Here is a 19,897-nt window from a genome sequence, read left to right as displayed (position 1 = left end):
TGTGCATTCCCGGGAACCGGGCCACGCCGTAGGAGGCCGGCCTGCGTCGCAGGGACGCAGGCCCTTCACTGCGCCGGTTTACCGGGCCGGTCCATGACCGCAAAGGCGCGGCCACATGGATTAGATGTCGGGAATGTCCATCTTGGCGCGGACGAGAGTCGCCCTGGTGATCACAACGATCCGCTCCTTTGGGCCTCGCGACGCATCGGACGGAAGTTCTCCGTCCAGCTTCTCTGTGGCGTCCGTCCCGATGACGGCGAAGTTCCCGTCGCTCAGTTCGAAGATGTCGGGGCAGTTCGCGCCCGAAACGCTTCCTCGCGCACGCGGGGGAGCGCCGATCCGTCGGACGATTTCACTCACTGCTGTTCCCTCTGGTCCATGGCTCGAGGCCTGGGCGGCGGTAGGACAAGGTGTGCGGGAAGCGGCCCTGTAGGGCGTCTCGCGCCTCGGCGGGAGTGGGCGATTCTTGTGGAATCGCTCCGCTGGTGAGGCAGTAAAACCTACTGACGCGGCCGGTGTTGGCGAGCTTGGGCCGTTCGTTACCAAGCAGGTGTCCGGGATGTGCCGTATGAGAGTCGAGGACCCGTCATTGAGTGCTCGGTCGCTCCCCGATCGAGCGGCCGTGCGCCGGTCGTCGGGGTGCGGGTGGGCGTGACGGGGACCGGCGAGCGGTGGGCGGCGCTTGCCGTCTCCCAGAGTGCCGAGCGGCTCTGATCGGCGGGGGAGGCGGAGGGGAGGCGCACGGAGGGAAGCGAGGGTCGCACGCCAGGGCGCCTTGCCCAGGATCTGCCCCGCGGATGCTGCTAACAATCGTTCACTTCGCGGTGATTCCCACGGCTCGTATCCTGGGGCGGCAGTCAATCCTCGTACGCGCGCCCGGGCCGCGCGCCGGTGCACGCGTAGGTTTCGGAAAGGTCGCACGTGTCGCAGAGCCGCAGTCCGCAGCAGATCCCGGTCGTCGTACTCGCCGGATTCCTCGGATCCGGCAAGACGACCCTGCTCAACCATCTCCTGCACCGCAGCGGCGGCAGCCGCATCGGTGCGATCGTGAACGACTTCGGCGCCATCGAGATCGACGCCATGGCCGTGGCCGGTGCGCTCGGTGACTCCACCGTCTCCCTCGGCAACGGCTGTCTGTGCTGCGCCGTCGACGCCGGCGAACTCGACGTGTACCTCGAACGGCTCGCCGGGCCGGCCGCCGGTATCGATGTGATCGTCATCGAGGCCAGCGGTCTCGCCGAGCCCCAGGAACTCGTGCGTATGGTGCTGGCCAGTGAGCATCCCGGCATCGTCTACGGCGGGCTCGTCGAGGTCGTCGACGCCGCCGAGTTCGAAGAGACCCGGACGAAGCACCCCGGGATCGACCGGCACCTCGCCCTCGCCGACCTCGTCGTGGTGAACAAACTCGACCGCGCGTCCGACGCCGACCGGGTCCTCGGGCTCGTCCACTCGCTCACCGACCGGGCCGCCGTCGTCCCCGCCACCTTCGGCCGTGTCGACCCCGAGTTCCTCTTCGACTGCCGGCCGGGCGAGGAGCGTGTCGGGCAGCTCTCCTTCGACGACCTGCACGACCGCTCCGGGGACGATCACGCCGACCACCTCCACAGCTCTTACGACAGCCTCTCCTTCACCTCCGAGGTACCGCTCGGCCCCCGCCGGTTGATGGAGTTCCTCGACAGCAGGCCTGAGGGGCTGTACCGCATCAAGGGGTATGTCGACTTCGGTCCGCACGACCCGGCCAACCGGTACGCCGTGCATGCCGTCGGGCGCTTCCTCCGCTTCTACCCGGAACCCTGGCCGGCCGCCGACGCCCGCCTGACCCAGCTCGTACTCATCGGATCCGGCACTGACGCCGTGGCCCTCGGCAAGGAACTCGAGGCGTGCAAGGACGACGCCCCACACGCCGACGAGCACGGCATGTGGGGCGTCCTGCGCTACGTGCAGGCCCCCGACGGCGAGGCCTTTCAGGAGGCCGAGGCCTAGACCGGCCCGGCCACCACCGAGACCGTCTTGGTCAGCGACACGCCCGAGCCGTCACGGCGCGGGTCCATCTCCGGCAGCTCGGCCGGGAGGCCGCTCTTCTGCGCGGCCTTGGCGGGTACGGGACCCGCCCAGGCCAGCGACAGGCAGTCCTCGCCCTTGAGGAACCGCTGGCAGCGCACACCGCCCGTGGCGCGGCCCTTGCGCGGGTACTGGTCGAACGGGGTGAGCTTGGCGGTCGTCTGGACGGAGTCGTCCAGGGTTCCGCGCGAGCCCGCGATCGTGAAGACCACCGCGTCCACCGCGGGATCCACGGCCGTGAACGAGATGACCTTCGCGCCCTCGGTGAGCTTGATGCCCGCCATACCGCCCGCCGCGCGGCCCTGCGGACGCACCTGCGAGGCCTGATAGCGCAGCAGCTGGGCGTCGTCGGCGATGAAGACCAGGTCCTCCTCGCCGGTCCGCAGTTCGACGGCACCGACGATCCGGTCGCCGTCCCGCAGGGTGATGACCTCCAGCTCGTCCTTGTTGGTCGGGTAGTCGGGCACGACCCGCTTGACGACGCCCTGTTCCGTGCCGATGGCCAGGCCCGGTGACGACTCGTCGAGCGTGGTCAGACAGATCACCGTCTCGTCGCCCTCCAGGGAGACGAACTCCGCCAGCGGGGCGCCGCCCGAGAGGTTCGGCGCCGAGGCCGTGTCCGGGAGCTGCGGCAGGTCGACGACGTTGATCCGCAGCAGGCGGCCCGAGGAGGTGACGGCACCGATCTCCCCGCGCGCGGTGGCCGACACCGCCGAGATGATCACATCGTGCTTGGTGCGCTTGCCACCCCCGTCCTCGGCGTCCTCGGCGTTCTCCGTGAAGGGCTCGCCGTTCGCCGTGCGGGCCAGCAGGCCGGTGGAGGACAGCAGGACACGGCACGGGTCGTCCGCGACCTGGAGGGGCACGGCGGTGGCCGTGGTACCCGACGACTCCAGCAGGACCGTACGGCGCTCGGTGCCGAACTTCTTGGCCACCGAGGCCAGTTCGGCCGAGACCAGCTTGCGCAGTTCCGCGTCCGAGTCCAGGATCCGGGTCAGCTCGGCGATCTCCTCGTTGAGCTTCTCCTTCTCCGACTCCAGCTCGATGCGGTCGTACTTGGTGAGCCGGCGCAGCGGGGTGTCCAGGATGTACTGGGTCTGGATCTCCGACAGCGAGAAGCGCTCCATCAGGCGCTGCTTCGCCTCCGCGCTGTTGTCGCTGGAGCGGATCAGCCGGATGACCTCGTCGATGTCGACGAGCGCCGTCAGCAGGCCCTCCACCAGGTGCAGCCGGTCACGGCGCTTGCTGCGGCGGAACTCGCTGCGGCGGCGCACCACGGTGAAGCGGTGGTCGAGGTAGACCTCCAGGAGCTCCTTGAGGCCCAGCGTGAGCGGCTGGCCGTCGACCAGCGCCACGTTGTTGATGCCGAAGGACTCCTCCATCGGGGTCAGCTTGTACAGCTGCTCCAGGACGGCCTCCGGCACGAAGCCGTTCTTGATCTCGATGACCAGGCGCAGACCGTGCGCGCGGTCGGTGAGGTCCTTGACGTCGGCGATGCCCTGGATCTTCTTCGAGCCGACCAGGTCCTTGATCTTGGCGATGACCTTCTCGGGCCCGACGGTGAAGGGCAGTTCGGTGATGACCAGGCCCTTGCGGCGGGCCGTGACGGTCTCCACCGACACCGTGGCACGGATCTTGAACGTGCCGCGCCCGTTCTCGTAGGCGTCCCGGATGCCGGAGAGGCCGACGATCCGGCCGCCGGTGGGCAGGTCGGGGCCCGGAACGTACTTCATCAGGGCGTCCAGATCCGCGCCGGGGTAGCGGATCAGGTGGCGGGCGGCCGCGATGACCTCGCCCAGGTTGTGCGGCGGCATGTTGGTGGCCATGCCGACCGCGATCCCGGACGCGCCGTTGACCAGCAGGTTCGGGAAGGCGGCGGGCAGTGCCACCGGCTCCTGCTCCTGGCCGTCGTAGTTGGGCGAGAAGTCGACGGTGTCCTCGTCGATCGACTCCGTCATCAGGCTCGTCGCCTGGGCCTGACGGCACTCGGTGTACCGCATGGCGGCCGGCGGGTCGTCGTTGCCCAGCGAGCCGAAGTTGCCGTGGCCGTCGATCAGCGGTACCCGCATCGAGAAGGGCTGGGCCATCCGCACCAGGGCGTCGTAGATCGACGCGTCACCGTGCGGGTGCAGCTTGCCCATGACCTCGCCGACGACCCGGGCGCACTTCACATAGCCGCGCTCCGGGCGCAGGCCCATCTCGTTCATCTGGTAGACGATGCGGCGGTGCACCGGCTTGAGGCCGTCACGGGCGTCCGGCAGGGCGCGGGAGTAGATGACCGAGTACGCGTACTCGAGGAAGGAGCCCTGCATCTCGTCGACGACGTCGATGTCGAGGATCCGCTCCTCGAACGACTCGTCGGGCGGCGGGGTCTTCGTGCTGCGGCGGGCCATCGCTGCCGGCTCCTTGCTGGGGCGTGATACGGGATCTGACGCGGACCATTGTGGACCGTGGCACTGACAGCGCGGGCGGGACCCGGCGTCGGCCGTCCGGCCCGAACGCAGAGGCATCTCCTCCACGGCTGCCCGCAGGCTACGCGATCTCGCTCTCGGCGTATGTCGTCCGGGAACTTCGCGGACCGTCCGCACGCTTGCATACAGTGGCAGGACCGGCAGGAAAACCGCGGTTTCGACGACCGCGTCCGCGATCGGAAGGGACGTACATGCCCATGGGTCACACGGCCACAGCCCAGGCAGGCTCCGGGGGCCTGACAGCGACCGAGCACCGTCTGGCCAACGGCCTGCGCGTGGTGCTCTCGGAGGACCACCTGACCCCCGTCGCGGCGGTGTGCCTCTGGTACGACGTCGGTTCACGCCACGAAGTCAAGGGGCGTACGGGTCTTGCTCACCTTTTCGAGCACCTGATGTTCCAGGGTTCCGGCCAGGTCAAGGGCAACGGGCACTTCGAGCTGGTCCAGGGGGCCGGCGGCTCGCTCAACGGCACCACCAGCTTCGAGCGCACGAACTACTTCGAGACCATGCCCACCCACCAGCTGGAGCTCGCCCTCTGGCTGGAGGCCGACCGCATGGGCTCGCTGCTCACCGCGCTGGACGACGAGTCGATGGAGAACCAGCGCGACGTCGTCAAGAACGAGCGCCGCCAGCGCTACGACAACGTCCCCTACGGCACGGCCTTCGAGAAGCTGACCGCTCTCGCCTACCCGGAAGGCCACCCGTACCACCACACGCCGATCGGCTCGATGGCCGACCTGGACGCGGCGACCCTGGAGGACGCGCGCGCGTTCTTCCGCACGTACTACGCGCCCAACAACGCGGTCCTCTCCGTGGTCGGTGACATCGACCCGGAGCAGACCCTCGCCTGGGTCGAGAAGTACTTCGGCTCCATCCCCGGCCACGACGGCAAGCCCGCCCCCCGTGACGGCGGGCTGCCCGACGTCATCGGCGAGCAGCTGCGCGAGATCGTCGAGGAGGAGGTGCCGGCCCGCGCGCTGATGGCCGCCTACCGCCTGCCCGAGGACGGCACGCGCGCGTGCGACGCCGTCGACCTGGCGCTCACCGTCCTCGGCGGCGGCGAGTCCTCCCGCCTCTACAACCGGCTGGTGCGCCGCGACCGTACGGCCGTCGCGGCCGGCTTCGGCCTGCTGCGGCTCGCCGGAGCGCCCTCCCTGGGCTGGCTGGACGTGAAGACGTCCGGTGACGTGGAGGTGCCCGTCATCGAGGCCGCCATCGACGAGGAGCTCGCCCGGTTCGCCGAGGAGGGCCCCACGGCCGAGGAAATGGAGCGTGCACAGGCGCAGTTGGAGCGCGAGTGGCTCGACCGGCTCGGCACGGTCGCCGGCCGCGCCGACGAACTGTGCCGGTTCGCCGTCCTGTTCGGCGACCCGCAGCTCGCCCTCAACGCCGTCCAGCGTGTGCTGGACGTGACGCCGGACGAGGTGCAGGAGATCGCCAAGGCCCGCCTGCGCCCCGACAACCGAGCGGTGCTCGTCTACGAGCCGACCGCCGCCGAAGCCCCCGCCGACCAGGACGAGAACGAGGAGGCGGCCCGGTGACCGAGCTCGCCACGATGGACTTCCACCCCCAGCCCCGGGCGGGCGAGGCCAGGCCGTGGGCGTTCCCGGCGCCCGAGCGCACCGCGCTGGCCAACGGCCTGACCGTGCTGCACTGCCACCGTCCCGGCCAGCAGGTCGTCGCCGTCGAGATCCTCCTCGACGCACCCCTGGACGCCGAACCGGCCGGCCTCGACGGCGTCGCCACGATCATGGCGCGGGCCTTCTCAGAGGGCACCGACAAGCACTCCGCCGAGGAGTTCGCCGCCGAACTGGAGCGCTGCGGCGCCACTCTGGACGCGCACGCCGATCACCCCGGTGTCCGGCTGAGCCTCGAAGTGCCGGCCTCGCGCCTGGCCAAGGGCGTCGGTCTGCTCGCCGACGCCCTCAGGGCCCCCGCGTTCGCCGACAGCGAGGTCGAGCGCCTCGTCCGCAACCGCCTGGACGAGATCCCGCACGAGCTGGCCAACCCCTCCCGGCGCGCCGCCAAGGAGCTCTCCAAGGAGCTGTTCCCGGCCACCGCGCGGATGTCGCGGCCGCGCCAGGGCACCGCGGAGACGGTCGAGAAGATCGACTCCGCCGCCGTACGCGCCTTCTACGAGAGGCACGTCCGTCCCGCCACGGCCACCGCCGTGGTCGTCGGCGACCTCACCGGTGTCGGCCTGGAGGCGCTTCTCGGCGACACCCTGGGCGCCTGGAAGGGCTCCTCGGCCCAGGCGCGGCCCGTGCCGCCGGTGACCGCCGACGACGCCGGCCGGGTCGTCATCGTGGACCGTCCGGGCGCCGTCCAGACGCAGTTGCTGATCGGCCGGATCGGCGCCGACCGGCACGACCGTGTGTGGCCCGCGCAGGTGCTCGGCACGTACTGCCTCGGTGGCACCCTCACCTCCCGGCTGGACCGTGTCCTGCGCGAGGAGAAGGGCTACACCTACGGGGTCCGCGCGTTCGGACAGGTCCTGCGGTCCGCCCCCGACGGCACGGGGGCCGCGATGCTCGCCATCAGCGGCTCCGTCGACACCCCGAACACCGGCCCCGCCCTGGACGACCTGTGGAAGGTGCTGCGTACCCTCGCCGCCGAGGGGCTGACCGACGCCGAGCGTGACGTCGCCGTGCAGAACCTGGTCGGTGTGGCGCCGCTGAAGTTCGAGACCGCCGCGGCCGTCGCCGGCACGCTGGCGGACCAGGTCGAGCAGCACCTGCCGGACGACTTCCAGGCCACGCTGTACCAGCAGCTCGCCGCGACCGGCACCGTGGAGGCCACCGCGGCGGCCGTGAACGCCTTCCCGGTGGACCGACTGGTGACCGTGCTGGTCGGTGACGCGGCCCAGATCAAGGAGCCGGTCGAGGCCCTCGGCATCGGCGAGGTGAAGGTCGTGTCCGCGGAGTAGGTCCCGGCAACGGCACGCGCTTGTGGGGGCCCTGGTCGGCGAAAGCGTCACCAGGGCTTCCCTATGTCCGAATTGATGCGGAGGTTGCCCGTCTGCCCTGTGGGATGCGCTACAAAAACCGGGATCCGTTTGAGGATTGAAACCCGCGCCGCTTAGCGTCATGCGGGCTGTTCGTCAGGCAGTGCGCCGCAGCCGCGGCACCGGACAGTCATCGCCGAGTCCCCGTACGGCGCGAGCCAGGGGAGCCGGGGACCCATGTGCAGTCCCTGGGGTGAATCGGACGCCCGCGCGTGATCGCGAGGGGGTCCGTAGGAGACCTTCCTGCTCCGAACCCGTCAGCTAACCCGGTAGGCGAGAAGGAAGGAAAGGACACACCCGACTTCATGGCGTTCACCTGCGCGCCCGGCAAGCACCGTCGTCCCGGCCGGATGCAGCGGACCACCGCTCGCGCGGCGGGCGTCGCGGCGCTCACCACCACCGGCGTGATGGCCACCGTCGCCGCCACCCCGGCCCTCGCCGCCGAGCCCAGCCCCGAGCAGACCGGCCTGATCCCCGTCGTCACCGCGTCCGAGGCCGTCGCGGAGCAGGTCGACGACCAGGTCGCCGTGCAGAAGCACGCGGCCTTCGAGGAGGCCGCCCGGCAGGCCGCCGCCAAGAAGGCCGTGGAGGAGCGCGAGGCACGCGTGCGTGCGGCCCGCGAGGCCGAGCGCAAGCGCCTCAACACCTTCGTCTCGCCGATCACCGGCTCCTACGTGTCGACCAGCTACCAGGCCAGCAGCTCCCTGTGGTCCTCCGGCAGCCACACCGGCATCGACTTCCACGCGGCCAGCGGCACCACCGTGCACGCGGTCGGCCTGGGCACCGTCGTCGAGGCCGGCTGGGGCGGGTCGTACGGCAACCAGATCGTCATCAAGATGAACGACGGGACGTACACCCAGTACGGTCACCTGTCGTCCATCGAGGTGTCGGTGGGCCAGCAGGTCACCCCGGGCCAGCGGATCGCCCTGTCCGGCGCCACCGGCAACGTCACCGGCGCGCATCTGCACTTCGAGGCCCGCACCACCGCGGAGTACGGCTCGGACATCGACCCGGTCGCCTACCTCCGCAACCACGGCGTGAACGTCTGACGACCCACGGCGACAGATCGTCTTGCCCCGGCCCTCCCGGCCGGGGCTTTCGCCGTTTTCGAGGCCCCGCTGTCCAAAAAATATCCCTGGATTCCGGCCCGCCATCGGAAATCCCCGCCCATTGCAATAGAGTCACGGAACACACGTCAATCGTCGACGTTTCACGGGGATTAAGGCGGAGGTCCGTCATGCGTATTCCGGCGCACTCGGTGTGCACGGCCATTCGGGACGACATCGTCGCGGGTGTCTACGAGCGCGGCAGCCGCCTCACCGAGGAACTCCTCGCTCGCCGCTACGGCGTTTCCCGCGTGCCCGTCCGGGAGGCGCTGCGCACGCTGGAGGCCGAGGGCTTCGTCGTCACGCGGCGGCACGCGGGCGCGTGCGTCGCGGAGCCGACCGAGCAGGAGGCCGCGGACCTGTTGGAGATGCGCATGCTCCTGGAGCCGCTCGGCGCCTCCCGGGCCGCCCAGCGCCGCACCGAGGCCCATCTGAAGGTGCTGCGCGGCCTCGTCCGGCTGGGCCAGGAGCGGGCCAGGCGGGGCAACAGCGAGGACCTGCGCTCCCTGGGGGGCTGGTTCCACGAGACGCTCGCCCAGTCCTCCGGGAGCCATGCCCTGACGTCGATGCTCACCCAGCTGCGCCACAAGATCGCCTGGATGTACGCGGTGGAGGCCCCGGCCAACCCCGTGGAGTCCTGGGCGGAGCACGGCGCGATCGTGGACGCGGTGGCGCGCGGCGACGGCGAGCGTGCGCGGGCGATCACGGCGCTGCACACCGAGCGCGCGACGGGCGCGCACCGGCTGCGCTTTTCCGGCGGGCCCGAGCGCGCCGACCGTGTGAGGACTTCGCAACCTCCCGTAAACATGACGGGTCTGCGGCATTAACACGAGGGCCGTATACAAAGAGGGGATAATTCGCGGGGGATTATTTCTGCTGCCCGTAGCGGGAAATGCGAAGGGCTCGCCCGATAATTCGGACGAGCCCTTCGTGGTTTAGCGGGACGACACCTTTGAAGTGACGAACGCCATCACCGTCAATTGAGCACCCCCGATGACGCACGACCGCATCCGCGAGTGCGGTGGCGGCTCAGGCGCAAAGGGGGCCACGCGCTCAGACGGTCTCGGGGAGCTCCTCGAGACCCTCGGCGACCAGCTTCGCCAGACGGTCGAGCGCGGCGTCCGCGCCGTCGGCCTCGGAGGCGAGGACGATCTCCTCGCCGCCCTGGGCGCCCAGGCCGAGAACGGCCAGCATGGAGGCCGCGTTGACGGGGTTGCCGTCAGCCTTGGCGATCGTCACCGGGATACCTGCGGCCGTGGCGGCCCGGACGAAGATGGAAGCGGGGCGGGCGTGAAGGCCCTCGGCCCAGCCGACGTTGACGCGGCGCTCAGCCATGTGATGCTGCCCTTCAGTGTTCAGGTTGTCTAGACCAGTGTTCCACACGTGAAGCGTGTGAGGGAGGGGTCGTGCGACCCCTCCCGACGTGGGCGTCGGATCGCGGCCTCGATCCGACGAACGTCCTCCACAGACTGCCTCGCGCCGTTGTCGTACGCGAGCCGTACTCTGGGCCCCATGCAGAGCGCGTCGGACCGGCACGAGTACCCCGCCCACTGGGAGGCCGACGTGGTGCTGCGCGACGGCGGCACCGCGCGCATCCGCCCCATCACCGTCGATGACGCCGAGCGCCTGGTCAGCTTCTACGAGCAGGTTTCGGACGAGTCGAAGTACTACCGGTTCTTCGCGCCCTACCCGCGCCTGTCCGACAAGGACGTCCACCGCTTCACGCACCACGACTTTGTGGACCGGGTGGGACTCGCGGCCACGGTCGGCGGCGAGTTCATCGCCACCGTACGCTATGACCGCATTGGTGCCGACGGCATGGCCGCCTCGGCCCCGGCCGACGAGGCCGAGGTCGCGTTCCTCGTCCAGGACGCCCACCAGGGAAGGGGCGTCGCCTCCGCGCTGCTCGAGCACATCGCGGCCGTGGCGCGCGAGCGGGACATCCGCCGCTTCGCGGCCGAGGTGCTTCCCGCCAACAACAAGATGATCAAGGTGTTCACGGACGCCGGATACACCCAGAGGCGCAGCTTCGAGGACGGCGTCGTGCGCCTGGAGTTCGGCCTCGAACCCACCGAACGCTCCGTCGCCGTGCAGCGCGCGCGGGAACAGCGCGCCGAGGCGCACTCCGTGGGGCGGCTGCTTGCGCCCGGTTCCGTGGCCGTCGTCGGCGCCGGCCGCAGCCCCGGCGGCGTCGGCCGAAGCGTCCTCGGCAACCTCCGCGAGGCGGGCTTCACCGGGCGGCTGTACGCCGTGAACAAGGCCTTCCCCGAGGACCTGAAGGAACTGGACGGGGTGCCCGCCCACCGCTCGGTGCGCGACATAGCGGCGCCCGTCGACCTCGCGGTCGTCGCCGTTCCGGCGGAGCAGGTCCCCGAGGCCGTCACCGAATGCGGCGAGCACGGCGTGCAGGGACTCGTGGTCCTCTCGGCCGGCTACGCCGAGAGCGGCCCCGACGGACGGGAGCGCCAGCGCGAGCTGGTCCGGCACGCGCGCGCGTACGGCATGCGGATCATCGGCCCCAACGCCTTCGGGGTCATCAACACATCCCCCCAGGTGCGGCTGAACGCCTCGCTGGCCCCGGAGATGCCGAGACCCGGCCGCATCGGCCTGTTCGCCCAGTCCGGCGCCATCGGCATCGCCCTGCTGTCCCGCCTCCACCGGCGTGGTGGCGGCGTCACCGGCGTCACCGGCGTATCGACCTTCATCTCCTCCGGCAACCGCGCGGACGTCTCGGGCAACGACGTCCTCCAGTACTGGTACGACGACCCCGACACCGACGTCGCCCTCATGTACCTGGAATCCATCGGCAACCCGCGCAAGTTCACCCGCCTCGCGCGGCGCACGGCGGCGGCCAAGCCCCTGGTCGTCGTCCAGGGCGCCGGTTCCGCCCCGCAGGGGCACGCCGTACGGGCGACCCGGCTGCCCCACGCGACGGTGTCGGCGCTGCTGCGGCAGGCCGGCGTGATCCGTGTGGACACCATCACGGAACTGGTCGACGCGGGCCTGCTGCTCGCCCGTCAGCCGCTGCCTACGGGCCCGCGGGTGGCGATCCTCGGCAACTCCGAGTCGCTGGGCCTGCTGACCTACGACGCCTGTCTCTCGGAAGGGCTGCGTCCGCTGCCGCCGCTGGACCTGACGACCGAGGCGTCGGCCCAGGACTTCCACGCGGCGCTGGCCCGGGCGCTGGCCGACGAGAGGTGCGACGCGGTGGTCGTGACGGCGATCCCGGCGATCGGCGAGAGGTCGCCCGGGGACGCGGAACTCGCGGAGGCCCTGCGCTCGGCCGCGGCGGCCGCTCCCGCCAAACCGGTGCTCGTCGTGCACGTGGAACTCGGTGGTCTCGCCATGGCGCTGTCCGCCGCGACGAGCACCGCACCGCGCCCGGAGACGGCCCCACGCGCGCGTACGGACGTCTCCGACGGCGCGCAGCCGGTGCCCACCGCCGTCGCGGCACCCGAGGGAACGCATCTCATCCCCGCCTACCCCGCCGCCGAACGCGCCGTCCGCGCGCTCGCGGAGGCCGTGAAGTACGCCCATTGGCGGCGTGAGGCGGCCGACGCCGGCAAGGTGCCCGAGTACGAGGACATCGACGAGAAGGGCGCCGCCGATCTGATCGGCGGGCTCCTCGCGCGCGGGCAGGGTCTGACCCTCGGCACCGACGAGACGTGCGAACTCCTCGGCCGCTACGGCATCCGCACCCGCCGGGCCATCCCCGCGCCCACCCCGGACGAGGCGGCGCGGGCCGCGGCCGACCTCGGCTACCCCGTCGCCGTCAAGGCCACCGCCCCGCACCTGCGGCACCGCGCCGACCTGGGCGGCGTACGGCTCGATGTGGCCGACGAGGAGCAACTGCGCCGTTCGTACACCGAGTTGACCGAGCTCTTCGGCAAGCCGGAGGAGATCCGCCCGGTCGTCCAGGCGATGGCACCGCGCGGAGTCGACACGGTCGTCCGCGCGGTCATCGACCCGGCGGCCGGAGCCGTACTGTCCTTCGGGCTCGCCGGGGCCGCCTCACAGCTGCTCGGAGACATGGCGCACCGGCTGGTTCCGGTCACCGACCGCGAGGCCACCTCGCTGATCCGGTCCATCCGGACCGCCCCGCTCCTCTTCGGCTGGCGCGGGTCGACGCCCGTCGACACCGCCGCGCTGGAGGAACTGCTGCTGCGGGTGTCCCGGCTGGTCGACGACCACCCCGAGGTCGTCGCGGTCACCCTGGAGCCTGTCGTCGTCGCCCCGCACGGGCTGAGCGTCCTCGGCGCCTCCGTCCGCCTGGCACCCCCGCCGGCGCGCGACGACCTCGGACCGAGGACGCTGCCGACGTACTGAGCGGGCCGTCCGGGAGCGCGTCGTCGGGCACGCGCGCGAGGTCGCGCCGTCCCGGCAGCGGCTCGCCCCGCAGAGGCGTGTCCCCCGGAGCACGGCCGGAGCGCGCCCCGGCCGCAGCCGACGTACCGAAGCGGTCCTGAGCGGTGCCTCGCAGTCAGTGGGTCCCCGTAGGATGGAGGGCATGGCCAAGACCAGTACGACGACCCAGGGGCTGCGCGCGGCGATCGAGCGCAGCGGCTACTACCCGGCCCTCGTGGCCGAGGCGGTGGAGGCCGCTGTGGGCGGCGAGCCGATCCGGTCGTACCTGGTCCACCAGGAGACCACGTTCGACCAGAACGAGGTGCGTCGGCATGTGACCGTGCTGGTCCTCACCGGCAACCGCTTCATCGTCAGCCACACCGACGAGCAGGCCGCCGACACCACCTCCCCGACGCCGTACGCCACGACGTCCACGGAGTCCGTGAAGCTCGGCCGGATCTCGTCCGTCGTCCTCAGCCGGGTGGTCGCCAACCCGGAGTCGTACACGCCGGGCACCCTGCCGCGAGAGATCGTGCTGACCATCGGCTGGGGCGCCGTCTCCCGTATCGACCTGGAGCCGGCCGCGTGCGGTGACCCCAACTGCGACGCCGACCACGGCTACACCGGCAGCTCGACGGCGGACGACCTCAGCCTGCGGGTGAGCGAGGCCGGCGACGGCCCGGAGACGGTCCGCCAGGCACTCGTCTTCGCACAGTCGCTGTCCGAGGCGACAGCGGACGTAACCCGCTGATGTCGAGCTCCGTGCCCACCCCTTCCGACTCGGCCCCCTGGGACTTCCCCGAACCGCTCGCGGTCGGCTCCGCGCCCGTCCCCGAGTACGGCTCCGGCTCCCTCGCCGACCTGCTGCCCACGCTGGCCGCCGGCATGGGCGTACCCGGCACGACGGCGGCGATCCCGGAGCTGGCCCCGGCCGACCGCAACTGCGTCTTCCTGATCGACGGCCTCGGCTGGGAGCAGATCAAGGACCACCCCGACGAGGCGCCCTACCTCCACGCGCTGCTCGGCAGCTCGCGCGGCGGCACCGGACGTCCGCTGACCGCCGGCTACCCGGCGACCACCGCGACCTCCCTCGCCTCCGTCGGCACCGGCCTTCCCCCGGGCGCGCACGGCCTGCCCGGCTACACCGTGCGCAACCCGGCGACCGGCGCCCTGATGAACCAGCTCCGCTGGCAGCCCTGGACGGCCCCGGGCGCCTGGCAGCCGTACCCCACCGTCTTCCAGCTCGCCCACGAGGCGGGGGTGCACGCCGCCCAGGTGTCGTCCCCCACCTTCCAGAACACCCCGCTGACCAAGGTCGCGCTGAGCGGCGGAACGTTTCACGGGCGGCTGACCGGCGAGGAGCGCATGGACTTCGCCGCCGAGCAACTGGCCGCCGGCGACCGCTCCCTCGTCTACACGTACTACGCGGAACTGGACGGCGCCGGGCACCGCTACGGCGTCGCCTCCGACACGTGGCGTGGCCAGCTCATGTACGTCGACCGGCTCGTCCAGCGCCTCGCCGAGCAGCTCCCGCCGCGCAGCGCGCTCTACGTCACCGCCGACCACGGCATGGTCGACGTGCCCTTCGACGAGGAACACCGCATCGACTTCGACGCGGACTGGGAGCTGCGCGCCGGGGTCGCTCTCCTGGGCGGCGAGGGCCGCGCCCGCCACGTGTACGCCGTACCGGGCGCCGAGAACGACGTCCTGACCTGCTGGCGCGAGGTGCTCGGCGAGCAGTTCTGGATCGCCTCGCGCGACGAGGCGATCGCCGCGGGCTGGTTCGGGCCGCAGGTCGACGAGCGGGTGTACGCCCGCCTCGGCGACGTGATCGCGGCCGCCCGGGACGACGTCCTGATCATCGCCTCCGAACGGGAGCCCAAGGAGTCGGCGATGGTCGGCAACCACGGCTCGATGACCCCTGCCGAGCAGCTGGTCCCGCTGCTCGAAGTACGCTCCTGACGCCCCGAACCGTTTCCGCTCCACCTTCACCGAAAGGCGCTCAACTCCCCATGCCCGAGCTGGTTTTCTTCTCCGGAACCATGGACTGCGGGAAGTCGACGCTGGCTCTCCAGATAGAGCACAACCGCTCCTCGCGCGGCCTCCAGGGCATGATCTTCACGCGGGACGACCGCGCGGGCGAGGGGAAGCTGTCCTCCCGCCTGGGCCTGGTCACCGACGCCGTCGAGGTCGAGGACGGCCAGGACCTCTACGCCTCCCTGGTCGACCACCTCTCGCAGGGCGGCCGCGCGGACTACGTGATCGCGGACGAGGCGCAGTTCCTGGCCGAGGAGCAGATCGACCAGCTCGCGCGCGTGGTCGACGACCTGGACATCGACGTCTACGCCTTCGGGATCACGACCGACTTCCGCTCCAAGCTGTTCCCCGGCTCCCAGCGGCTCGTCGAACTCGCCGACCGCGTCGAGGTCCTCCAGGTCGAGGCCCTGTGCTGGTGCGGCGCCCGCGCCACGCACAACGCCCGCACGGTGGGCGGGTTCATGGTCGTGGAGGGCGCCCAGGTCGTCGTCGGTGACGTCGACCAGGCGGACACGGTCGGCTACGAGGTCCTGTGCAGGCGCCACCACCGCCGCCGCATGACCTCGGCGTCGGCGCGGGCGGCGGCCCTGTCGCCGGACGTGCTGCCGGTGCAGCCGGTCTAGCCTCGGCGGCATTCAGGGACCGTCCGTCACCGAGGCCCCTGGATCAGGGAGAAGCGGGCCCCCTCGGGGTCGGCCACGCCCGCCACGCGCCCGTGCTCGCTGTCCTGGGCCGGCTCGAGGACCTGCCCGCCGAGACCGACGACGAGGCCGAGCGCCGCGTCCGTGTCGGCCACCTCGAAGTACGTCGTCCAGTGCGGTCCCCGGTCCCGGGGCAGCGCGGCGCCCACTCCGTGGATGCCGGCGACCGGGTGGCCGGCGACGTGCAGGGTCACGTGGTCGAAGTCGGCGGACACCACGCTCTCCTCGTAGCCGAAGACCGTCTCGTAGAACTTGCGGACGCTCGCGGCCTCGTAGGTCGTCAGCTCGTTCCAGGCGGGTGTGCCGGGCACGCCGGTGATGGCGGTGCCGACGTGGCCCGCCGCCTGCCAGACGCCGAAGACGGCGCCGGAGGGGTCGGAGCCGATGGCCAGCCGTCCGGCGTCGGGGGCGTCCAGCGGGCCGACGCCGATCGTGCCGCCGCACAGCCGGACCGTTTCGGCAGTCGCGTCCACGTCGTCCGAGGCGAAGTAGGGCGTCCAGGCGACCGGGAGGTGGCGGTCCGGGGGCAGTTGACCGATCCCGGCCACCTCGTGGCCGTCGAGCGCCGCCCGCACGTAGGGCCCCAACTGCTGCGGGCCGGGCCGGAACTCCCAGCCGAAGAGCTCGCCGTAGAACGCCTGCGTCGCGGTCAACCCGTGCGCCATCAGGCTCACCCAGCAGGGTGTACCGGGCGCGTACCGGGCGTGTGCTGCGCCGATCGGGCCGGCCGACCCACCTGCCTCGGTCATCGTCACTCTCTCCTCAGCCCCTTGCGGTGGCCGCGTCGCTTCCGCCCTCGGAGGATGCCTGATAGGGGGTTTCTCGTCGGTTCACGTGCGGTTGTCGCCAGATGTCGATCGCCTGTACGGCATGTGCCCGATCCCGCACGCCGCGTGATCGAGCCTGTCCGGCGGAGCAGAGTAGCCGGACATGAGCGATGGGGCCACCCCGTGCGCGAGGATGGTGACCATGAACGCCATCATCACCGCATCGGAACTGGCCGGCGACCTGGCGGGGGAGAACCCGCCCGTCGTCCTCGACGTCCGCTGGCAGCTCAGCGTGGCGAAGGCGGCGGGGGAGCCGCCGTTCGACGGGCGCGCAGCGTACGAGGCCGGGCATGTGCCCGGCGCGGTCTATGTCGACCTGGACCGGGAGCTCGCGGGGGCTCCGGGCGGCCGCGGCCGGCATCCGCTGCCCGACATCGCGCTGTTCGGTTCCGCGATGCGCAGGGCGGGCGTCTCGGCGGGCCGGCCGGTGGTCGTGTACGACGGCGGGCAGGGCTGGGCGGCGGCCCGCGCGTGGTGGCTGCTGCGCTGGACGGGTCACCCGGACGTGCGGGTCCTCGACGGCGGGTTGCCGTCGTGGCAGGGAGGCCTCTCGGACGACGTCCCCGCGCGCGTGGAGGGCGATTTCGAGCCGCTGCCGGGCGCCACGGGACTCCTCGACGCCGACGGGGCCGCCGCTCTCGCCGGTTCCGGAGTGCTGTTCGACGCCCGCGCGGGGGAGCGGTACCGGGGTGAGGTCGAGCCGATCGACCGGGTCGGCGGGCACATTCCGGGTGCTGTCTCCGCGCCCACGAACGACAACGTGGGCCCTGACGGCCGTTTCCTGTCCGCCGAGGACCTGAGGGACCGTTTCAAGGCGCTGGGGGCGTCCGACGGCACCGCGGTCGGCGTGTACTGCGGCTCGGGCGTCTCCGGCGCCCACGAGGTGCTGGCCCTGGCGGTCGCGGGCATTCCGGCGGCCCTGTACGTCGGCTCCTGGTCGGAGTGGTCCTCGGACCCGGCCCGGCCCGTCGCCGTGGGCCCCGACCCCCGGTAGTCCCGCCGCGCGGACGCCGTGAGGGGGGCCGCACCGAACGGGTGCGGCCCCCCTCACGTATGTACTGGTGTGCCCACCGGATTCCGAGAACCGGCCGACGCCTCGGGCGAGTTGCCCGAGGGCCGGTTACTCCTGCTTCTTCCGCCGGGTGCCGAACACGATCTCGTCCCAGCTCGGCACCGCGGCCCGGCGGCCCGGACGGACACCGTCCGCCTCGGCCTGGCGGTCGGTGGCGCCGACGAGACGGTCGCGGTGGCTGCCGACGGAACGCGGCATGAGAACGTCCGCGTAGGCGGATCCGGCGGAGGCGGCCGGCGCCGGGGGTTCCTCGGCGGCGGGCTCCTGCTCGTCGGGCTCCTCCGGGGCGGGCTCGGCCGGGCGTTCCGGGACGACCATGTCGCCGCGGAAGCTCGGCACCGCCTCCAACAGGCTGGTCAGCGAGTCGCGTTCCCGCTCGCCGGTGCTCTCCTCGGTCGGCTCGGGCGGCTGGGCCGGCAGGCTGGGCCGGTCGAGCGCGCGGTCCAGCGGACGGTCGCGCGGCAGCCGTGCGATACGCGGGACGAACGGAAAGCTGGGCTCGGGAGCGGCCAGGTCGTCGGACTCGCCGATCAGCGAACGTGCCTCGTCGTCGACGGCCTGGACGAGCCGCCGGGGCGGGTCGTACGTCCAGCTCGCCGAGTGCGGCTCGCCCGCCACCAGGTAGACCAGCAGGACTTCCCAGGTGCCGTCGTCGCGACGCCAGGAGTCCCACTGGACGGTGTCCTTGTCGGCGCCGCGCAGCAGCAGCCGTTCCTGGACGGCCTCGCCGAGTTGGGGTCCGGCGTTCTCGCCGGGCCGGCGGACCGGAGTCTTGCGGGCCCGCTCGGCCATGAAGGCGCGCTCGGCCAGCACAGGGCCCTCGAAGCGGCGCACACGGTCGACGGGGATGCCGGCCATCTGGGCGACTTCTTCCGCGGTGGCACCGGCACGTATACGCGCCTGGATGTCACGGGGGCGGAGATGGCTCTCCACCTCGATCTCGATCTGGCCGAGGCGGGGACGGTCGCCGCGGACGGCGGCGCGCAGACGCTCATCGATCGGAAGCGTGTACTCCGTGCTGTCCGCAGCCTTCAGCACCAGCCGTGTGCCGTCATTCGAGACGGCCACGACACGCAGTTCGGGCATGGGGACCTCCCGGGTGGTGCCTGCCGACGTCACGTGCGTCGCTGCTTCCGCTAGTCGAGTGTGGCCTGCCCGGGTGCAGCCTGCCACAACCTTGCCGAGTTGCCCGGCGTGTCGGGCACAGGCCCTGCGCCGCCGTTATGGCACGGTTACCTATTCGCCACGCTAAGTGACCAACACCGTCACCCTGTGCAACTAGCCCCCCTCAAGCGGTCCAGCGAGGCTCCGGACATCCTGGAGGAAGACCGGGCCCAGGGCTCGCAACAGTACTCCATTTGGGCCACGTGCGTGGATTGGCGCGCCATCCAACTTCTGTGGAGAGGTGGGACTTGACCGTCCGTCGTGGGTGTTTATCGATCTTGGACGTGGCGTAGTTCACGCAATCTCCCGAAATGGAACTATCGGTTTCGTCCGTACGTCCCCTTCTCGTGCAGTTGATTGATTAAGTGCGGGAAAGGCAGGCAAGCTCCAGGTATGCGTGAAAGGCCCGAAATCGTTGGTGAGCCGAGCGCCGGGGAGGAGGTGAAACGGAAACGGATCGACCTGAGCGTGCCTCAGGTCGCCGGCAGTGCCGTGGCCGCGGTGGTGGCCGCGAAACTCGCCTCGTACTTCGGGGTCTACGGCACGATCCTCGGCGCGGGCCTCGTCAGTGTCGTCGCCACCTGCGGCGGATCGCTCTTCCAGCACTTCTTCAGGCGTACCGGCGAGCAGTTGCGCGACGCGCAGGTTCGCGACGTACGGGGCCGTGACGTACAGGTTCACGACCCGCAGGTGGCTGGGAAACCGAGGGTGCGCACACCGCCCGCGCCCGGCGAGTTCACCGAGGGCACCGTCCACCGCGCCCGGAGCGGGCGCCGTCGGCGGCCGGTGGTGGCGGCCGCGCTCGTCTTCGGGGTCGCGATGGCCGGGATCACCACGTACGAGCTGGTGTCGGGCGACAGTTTCAGCGGCGCCCGGGGCACGACGGTCACCGAGGCGGTGTCGGGCGGCGGTTCCTCGTCCGGGACCTCGCCCGGTTCCTCCGACGAGGACCAGGACGCCACGCCGTCGCCCTCCTCGTCCTCGTCTTCCTCCCCCTCGGCGGGGGAGTCGCCCTCCTCGGACGGGACCTCCGCCCCGGACGGCGGGGAGGACTCGGGCGACGGCACCGGCGGCGGTGCGACGGCCGGGACGGTGCCGACTCCCACGGCC

General features: G+C 71.5%; 17 protein-coding genes and 1 riboswitch. Of the genes, 10 read left to right on the top strand and 7 right to left on the bottom strand.

Annotated features, from left to right (window positions below; all coding sequences use genetic code 11):
• Nucleotides 1–120: 120 nt before the first annotated feature.
• Nucleotides 121–360 carry a hypothetical protein gene (locus QQM72_RS32785; RefSeq protein ID WP_314224461.1) on the bottom strand — a complete coding sequence of 80 codons (240 nt, stop codon included), beginning with the start codon at nucleotides 358–360 and terminating at the stop codon, nucleotides 121–123.
• A gap of 561 nt (nucleotides 361–921) precedes the next feature.
• Here QQM72_RS32785 and QQM72_RS32780 point away from each other — a divergent pair.
• Nucleotides 922–1,983 carry a CobW family GTP-binding protein gene (locus QQM72_RS32780; protein ID WP_314224460.1) on the top strand — a complete coding sequence of 354 codons (1,062 nt, stop codon included), beginning with the start codon at nucleotides 922–924 and terminating at the stop codon, nucleotides 1,981–1,983.
• On the opposite strand, the gene QQM72_RS32775 is transcribed toward QQM72_RS32780, so the two are convergent.
• Nucleotides 1,980–4,454, bottom strand: coding sequence for a DNA gyrase/topoisomerase IV subunit A (locus QQM72_RS32775; protein ID WP_314224459.1), 2,475 nt, complete (start codon nucleotides 4,452–4,454; stop codon nucleotides 1,980–1,982). The two genes, QQM72_RS32780 and QQM72_RS32775, sit on opposite strands and share 4 nt — an antisense overlap.
• 269 nt (nucleotides 4,455–4,723) lie before the next feature.
• Between QQM72_RS32775 and QQM72_RS32770 the strand changes: the two genes are divergently transcribed.
• From QQM72_RS32770 to QQM72_RS32755, 4 genes are all read left to right on the top strand, one after another.
• Complete coding sequence (locus QQM72_RS32770; RefSeq protein ID WP_314224458.1) at nucleotides 4,724–6,073, top strand: M16 family metallopeptidase; 1,350 nt, start codon at nucleotides 4,724–4,726, stop codon at nucleotides 6,071–6,073.
• Nucleotides 6,070–7,458 carry a M16 family metallopeptidase gene (locus QQM72_RS32765; protein ID WP_314224457.1) on the top strand — a complete coding sequence of 463 codons (1,389 nt, stop codon included), beginning with the start codon at nucleotides 6,070–6,072 and terminating at the stop codon, nucleotides 7,456–7,458. The genes QQM72_RS32770 and QQM72_RS32765 overlap by 4 nt, the downstream gene beginning before the upstream one ends.
• 202 nt (nucleotides 7,459–7,660) lie before the next feature.
• A riboswitch (cyclic di-AMP (ydaO/yuaA leader) is annotated at nucleotides 7,661–7,826 on the top strand.
• 15 nt (nucleotides 7,827–7,841) lie between these two features.
• Nucleotides 7,842–8,585, top strand: a complete 744-nt coding sequence (locus QQM72_RS32760) for a M23 family metallopeptidase (protein ID WP_314224456.1) — start codon at nucleotides 7,842–7,844, stop codon at nucleotides 8,583–8,585.
• Between the two features lie 188 nt (nucleotides 8,586–8,773).
• On the top strand, nucleotides 8,774–9,469 hold the full coding sequence (locus tag QQM72_RS32755) for a GntR family transcriptional regulator (protein WP_314224455.1): 696 nt from the start codon (nucleotides 8,774–8,776) through the stop codon (nucleotides 9,467–9,469).
• Between the two features lie 226 nt (nucleotides 9,470–9,695).
• Here QQM72_RS32755 and QQM72_RS32750 read toward each other — a convergent pair whose 3' ends face one another.
• Nucleotides 9,696–9,977: an HPr family phosphocarrier protein gene (locus QQM72_RS32750; RefSeq protein WP_020125117.1), complete on the bottom strand. Its 282-nt coding sequence runs from the start codon at nucleotides 9,975–9,977 to the stop codon at nucleotides 9,696–9,698.
• 177 nt (nucleotides 9,978–10,154) lie between these two features.
• Here QQM72_RS32750 and QQM72_RS32745 point away from each other — a divergent pair, with 177 nt between their 5' ends.
• The 4 genes from QQM72_RS32745 to QQM72_RS32730 all read left to right on the top strand — a co-directional run bounded on the left by QQM72_RS32745 (nucleotide 10,155) and on the right by QQM72_RS32730 (nucleotide 15,646).
• Nucleotides 10,155–12,968, top strand: coding sequence for a bifunctional acetate--CoA ligase family protein/GNAT family N-acetyltransferase (locus tag QQM72_RS32745; RefSeq protein WP_314224454.1), 2,814 nt, complete (start codon nucleotides 10,155–10,157; stop codon nucleotides 12,966–12,968).
• A gap of 172 nt (nucleotides 12,969–13,140) precedes the next feature.
• Entirely contained in the window at nucleotides 13,141–13,737 is a 597-nt protein-coding gene (locus tag QQM72_RS32740) for a DUF5998 family protein (RefSeq protein ID WP_054243638.1), read from the top strand.
• Nucleotides 13,737–14,948, top strand: a complete 1,212-nt coding sequence (locus QQM72_RS32735; protein ID WP_314224453.1) for an alkaline phosphatase family protein — start codon at nucleotides 13,737–13,739, stop codon at nucleotides 14,946–14,948. Before QQM72_RS32740 ends, QQM72_RS32735 begins: the two co-directional genes overlap by 1 nt.
• A 50-nt stretch (nucleotides 14,949–14,998) precedes the next feature.
• The gene (locus tag QQM72_RS32730) at nucleotides 14,999–15,646 is read left to right on the top strand and encodes a thymidine kinase (protein ID WP_314224452.1); all 648 of its coding nucleotides are present in this window, start codon (nucleotides 14,999–15,001) and stop codon (nucleotides 15,644–15,646) included.
• A gap of 26 nt (nucleotides 15,647–15,672) precedes the next feature.
• Here QQM72_RS32730 and QQM72_RS32725 read toward each other — a convergent pair whose 3' ends face one another.
• A complete protein-coding gene (locus QQM72_RS32725) occupies nucleotides 15,673–16,473 on the bottom strand; it encodes a VOC family protein (RefSeq protein ID WP_314224451.1) in 801 nt (266 codons plus the stop codon).
• A 220-nt stretch (nucleotides 16,474–16,693) separates the two neighbouring features.
• Between QQM72_RS32725 and QQM72_RS32720 the strand changes: the two genes are divergently transcribed.
• Nucleotides 16,694–17,545, top strand: a complete 852-nt coding sequence (locus tag QQM72_RS32720; protein WP_314224450.1) for a sulfurtransferase — start codon at nucleotides 16,694–16,696, stop codon at nucleotides 17,543–17,545.
• Nucleotides 17,546–17,671: 126 nt separating this feature from the next.
• On the opposite strand, the gene sepH is transcribed toward QQM72_RS32720, so the two are convergent.
• From sepH to QQM72_RS32705, 3 genes are all read right to left on the bottom strand, one after another.
• Nucleotides 17,672–18,709 (bottom strand): septation protein SepH, encoded by a 1,038-nt coding sequence (gene sepH, locus QQM72_RS32715; RefSeq protein WP_314224449.1) that lies wholly within the window; start codon nucleotides 18,707–18,709, stop codon nucleotides 17,672–17,674.
• Nucleotides 18,710–19,081: 372 nt separating this feature from the next.
• Nucleotides 19,082–19,468, bottom strand: a complete 387-nt coding sequence (locus tag QQM72_RS32710; protein WP_314224448.1) for a hypothetical protein — start codon at nucleotides 19,466–19,468, stop codon at nucleotides 19,082–19,084.
• On the bottom strand, nucleotides 19,465–19,893 hold the full coding sequence (locus QQM72_RS32705) for a hypothetical protein (RefSeq protein WP_314224447.1): 429 nt from the start codon (nucleotides 19,891–19,893) through the stop codon (nucleotides 19,465–19,467). Before QQM72_RS32705 ends, QQM72_RS32710 begins: the two co-directional genes overlap by 4 nt.
• Between the last annotated feature and the right edge of the window lie 4 nt (nucleotides 19,894–19,897).

The organism is Streptomyces zaehneri, assembly GCF_032248645.1.
GTDB lineage: Bacteria > Actinomycetota > Actinomycetes > Streptomycetales > Streptomycetaceae > Streptomyces > Streptomyces coriariae.
Note: the sequence above shows the minus strand (reverse complement) of the source record. Positions and strands in the feature narration are given on the sequence as shown.

Bases quoted from the DNA above. Each gene is read 5' to 3' on its own strand.
- QQM72_RS32735 (WP_314224453.1), top strand. From the start codon at position 13,737: ATGTCGAGCTCCGTGCCCACCCCTTCCGACTCGGCCCCCTGGGACTTC.
- QQM72_RS32720 (WP_314224450.1), top strand. From the start codon at position 16,694: ATGAACGCCATCATCACCGCATCGGAACTGGCCGGCGACCTGGCGGGG.
- QQM72_RS32760 (WP_314224456.1), top strand. From the start codon at position 7,842: ATGGCGTTCACCTGCGCGCCCGGCAAGCACCGTCGTCCCGGCCGGATG.
- QQM72_RS32725 (WP_314224451.1), bottom strand. From the start codon at position 16,473: ATGACCGAGGCAGGTGGGTCGGCCGGCCCGATCGGCGCAGCACACGCC.
- QQM72_RS32740 (WP_054243638.1), top strand. From the start codon at position 13,141: ATGGAGGGCATGGCCAAGACCAGTACGACGACCCAGGGGCTGCGCGCG.
- sepH (WP_314224449.1), bottom strand. From the start codon at position 18,709: ATGCCCGAACTGCGTGTCGTGGCCGTCTCGAATGACGGCACACGGCTG.
- QQM72_RS32770 (WP_314224458.1), top strand. From the start codon at position 4,724: ATGCCCATGGGTCACACGGCCACAGCCCAGGCAGGCTCCGGGGGCCTG.
- QQM72_RS32750 (WP_020125117.1), bottom strand. From the start codon at position 9,977: ATGGCTGAGCGCCGCGTCAACGTCGGCTGGGCCGAGGGCCTTCACGCC.
- QQM72_RS32755 (WP_314224455.1), top strand. From the start codon at position 8,774: ATGCGTATTCCGGCGCACTCGGTGTGCACGGCCATTCGGGACGACATC.
- QQM72_RS32775 (WP_314224459.1), bottom strand. From the start codon at position 4,454: ATGGCCCGCCGCAGCACGAAGACCCCGCCGCCCGACGAGTCGTTCGAG.
- QQM72_RS32730 (WP_314224452.1), top strand. From the start codon at position 14,999: ATGCCCGAGCTGGTTTTCTTCTCCGGAACCATGGACTGCGGGAAGTCG.
- QQM72_RS32745 (WP_314224454.1), top strand. From the start codon at position 10,155: ATGCAGAGCGCGTCGGACCGGCACGAGTACCCCGCCCACTGGGAGGCC.